The following is a 3,510-nucleotide window of genomic DNA, read 5'->3' on the forward strand; positions in this document are numbered from 1 at the left end:
GTCGCGACGGGCCCGGCAGGCTCGACGGGCCCGGCAGGCTCGACGGGCTGGACCGGCTGGGCGTCCTGGACGGGCTGGGCGGCCGGCTTCGGCGGCTGGGCGGGCCGGCGCAGGAAGAGCACGAGCACCGGCACCGCGTACGCGACCCAGGCGACCAGTTCCAGCACGGTCGGCGCGGCGGTGATGTTGAACATGCCGGCGAGCAGCGCGCCGTACCAGGCGTTCGGGTCCAGCGTGGCGGAGATGTCGAAGGCCTGGTCGTTCAGGCCGGGCAGCACGCCGGCCTCCTGGAAGTCGTGCACGCCGTACTTGAGGATGCCGGCGGCGACCAGGATCAGCAGCGCGCCGGTCCAGGTGAAGAACCGGCTCAGGTTGATCTTCAGCGCGCTGCGGTAGAGCCCGAAGCCGATCACCACGGCGGTGACGATGCCGCCGATCAGGGCGAGCAGCGAGCCGGCGCCGGTGCCGCCGGCCACGCTCTCGGCGGCAGCGTAGAAGATCAGCGCGGTCTCGAGTCCCTCCCGGACGACCGCCAGGAACGCCATGCCGGCCACCGCCAGCGACCCGACGGCCAGCGCCTCGGTCAGCTTGCCGCGCAGCTCACCGGCGATCGAGCGGGCGGCCTTGCGCATCCAGAAGATCATCCAGGTCACGAAGACCACGGCGGCGACCGAGGTCACCGCCTCGAAGAACTCGCGCGACTCGGAGGTGCGCAACAGCGAGGTCGAGGTGTACTGGATCAGCGAGCCGAAGATGACGGAGAGCGCCACGGCCGCGCCGACACCGGCCCAGACCTGGGGCAGACGGTCACGCCGCTGCGACTTCACCAGGAAGGCGACCAGGATGCTGACCACCAGGGTCGCTTCCAGGCCCTCCCGCAGGCCGATCAGGTACGTGGCGAACATCCGTTACTCCGTAGTCGGTCAGGCATGCCTCAGTTAACTTAGGGCAGCCATACCTTGCTCCTGATCCAGGGGTGACGTCAAGTTGTTCAGGGCAACGTCACCCTGGTCGACGGATGCCCGACACCCGCCGGACGGCCCGCGTACGCGAAAGGGACCGGGACGGCCGCGCGGCGGCCGACCCCGGTCCCCTCCGGGAGTGCGGGACTCAGTAGCGGTAGTGGTCCGACTTGAACGGGCCCTCCGGAGACACGCCCAGGTAGGCGGCCTGCTCCTTGGAGAGCGTGGTCAGCTTCGCGCCGAGCGCGTCCAGGTGCAGCCGGGCGACCTTCTCGTCCAGGTGCTTGGGGAGCACGTAGACGCCGATCGGGTATTCCTCGGTCTTGGTGAACAGCTCGATCTGGGCGATCGTCTGGTTGGCGAACGAGTTCGACATCACGAAGCTCGGGTGACCGGTGGCGTTGCCCAGGTTCAGCAGGCGGCCCTCGGAGAGCACGATGATGGCGTGGCCGTCGTCGAAACGCCACACGTCGACCTGCGGCTTGATGTTCTCCCGGGTCACGTCGCTGCGCTTGGCCAGGCCGGCCATGTCGATCTCGTTGTCGAAGTGGCCGATGTTGCCGACGATGGCCTGGTGCTTCATCCGGGCCATGTGCTCGTTGGTGATGACGTCGAAGCAGCCGGTCGCGGTGATGAAGATGTCCGCCTGCTCGACCACGTCGTCGAGCGTGGCGACCTGGTAGCCGTCCATCGCCGCCTGGAGCGCGCAGATCGGGTCGACCTCGGTCACCACGACCCGGGCGCCCTGGCCGCGCAGCGACTCGGCGCAGCCCTTGCCGACGTCGCCGTAGCCCATGACGACAGCCATCTTGCCGCCGATCAGCACGTCGGTGGCGCGGTTGATGCCGTCGATGAGCGAGTGGCGGCAGCCGTACTTGTTGTCGAACTTGCTCTTGGTCACCGAGTCGTTGACGTTGATGGCCGGGAAGAGCAGCGTGCCGGCGCGGTGCATCTCGTAGAGCCGGTGCACACCGGTGGTGGTCTCCTCGGTGACGCCCTTGATGCCGGCGGCGATCCGGGTCCAGCGCTCGCCGTCCTCGGCGAGCGAGCGGTGCAGCAGCTCGAGGATGACCGCGTACTCCTCGGAGTCGGCGGACTCGACCGGCGGCACGACGCCCGCCTTCTCGAACTCGGCACCCTTGTGGACGAGCAGGGTGGCGTCGCCGCCGTCGTCCAGGATCATGTTCGGGCCCTGGCCGTCGGGCCACATCAGCACCTGCTCGGTGCACCACCAGTACTCCGGCAGCGTCTCGCCCTTCCAGGCGTAGACCGGGACGCCCGCCGGGGCCTCCGGGGTGCCCTCGGGGCCGACCACGATCGCCGCGGCGGCGTGGTCCTGGGTGGAGAAGATGTTGCAGGACGCCCAGCGGACCTGCGCGCCGAGCGCGACCAGGGTCTCGATCAGGACAGCGGTCTGGACGGTCATGTGCAGCGAACCGGTGATGCGGGCGCCGGCCAGCGGCTGCGCCTCGGCGAACTCACGCCGGATCGACATCAGGCCGGGCATCTCGTGCTCGGCGAGGCGGATCTCCTTGCGTCCGAACGCGGCGAGCGACAGATCCGCCACCTTGTAGTCGCCCTCGGCGAGGGTGCTCGGCCGGGGGCCGGACGACGAGCCGCTGGTGGCAGCCGGAAGCGTGCTGGTCATGGAAGCTCCTGTCGAAGGAAGTGCTGCGCAGCCTTCCACCTTACGCGCGTGGGCCCGCTCACCCGGTGCCGGTTGACGGACCGGACGGCGGTCGGCCGTCGGACAGCGCACGGGGCGGTCGGTCGTGAACGGACTTTCCGTCCACGGCCCGGCCGCCCCGTGCATCCCCCCGGTTTGGTTCCCCGCGCGTTCCCGGACCTTCGTCGCGACAACGCTGCGTACCCATAGAGTCACACTGAGCGACGAGACCGTCAAGCCGTTTCGGGAAAGTCGGACCTGAGCCGATCAGCGCAGGCCGCAGGTGGCCACGAACGCCTCGCCGTCCCCGCCGAGCGCCAACGGCCCGCCCGCCGCCGTACCGACCGCCGCCTGCCCCGCGGCGAGCGTCACCACGCCGACCCCGTCGTCCACGGTCAGCTTGCCCGACCGGCAGAGCACCACCCGGGGGCCGGGCAGCGTCAGCCGCACGCCCGGCGACCCGGCGGCCACCTCCACCCGGTGCAACGCGAAGTCCTCCACCGGCACCGGCCAGGTGAGCACCCCGGGCGCCACCGGCTCCGGCCGCACCACCGGGTCGGCCAGCACCTCGAACCGCAGCACCCGCACCAGTTCGTCCACGTCGACCCGCTTCGGGGTCAGCCCGCCGCGCAGCACGTTGTCGCTGGCCGCCATGATCTCCACACCGGTGCCGCGCAGGTAGGCGTGCAGGTTGCCGGCCGGCATCCAGATCGCCTCGCCGGGCGCCAGCCGGACGTGGTGCAGCAGCAGCGCCACCACCACGCCCGGGTCGGCCGGATAGCCGGCGGCCAGCGTCCGCACCAGCGCCGCATCCGGCGAGGCGGAGCCGGCGGCCGCCGCCGACACGGCCGCCACCAGCCCGGCGCGCTCCGCGTCCGGCCA

The 3,510-nt window shown here is 70.9% G+C and carries 2 protein-coding genes and 1 pseudogene; all 3 read right to left on the bottom strand.

Annotated features, from left to right (window positions below; all coding sequences use genetic code 11):
• A partial coding sequence (gene efeU / locus HUW36_RS28365) for an iron uptake transporter permease EfeU (RefSeq protein WP_246248364.1) occupies positions 1-905 on the bottom strand: 905 nt, incomplete at its 3' end.
• A gap of 205 nt (positions 906-1,110) precedes the next feature.
• A complete protein-coding gene (ahcY, locus tag HUW36_RS28370) occupies positions 1,111-2,610 on the bottom strand; it encodes an adenosylhomocysteinase (RefSeq protein WP_174530932.1) in 1,500 nt (499 codons plus the stop codon).
• Positions 2,611-2,895: 285 nt separating this feature from the next.
• A pseudogene (locus HUW36_RS28375) lies at positions 2,896-3,510 on the bottom strand (mannose-6-phosphate isomerase, class I); the annotation flags it as partial.

Origin of the sequence: Micromonospora maritima, from assembly GCF_902825405.1 — a bacterium.
GTDB lineage: Bacteria > Actinomycetota > Actinomycetes > Mycobacteriales > Micromonosporaceae > Micromonospora > Micromonospora maritima.

Bases quoted from the DNA above. Each gene is read 5' to 3' on its own strand.
- ahcY (WP_174530932.1), bottom strand. From the start codon at position 2,610: ATGACCAGCACGCTTCCGGCTGCCACCAGCGGCTCGTCGTCCGGCCCC.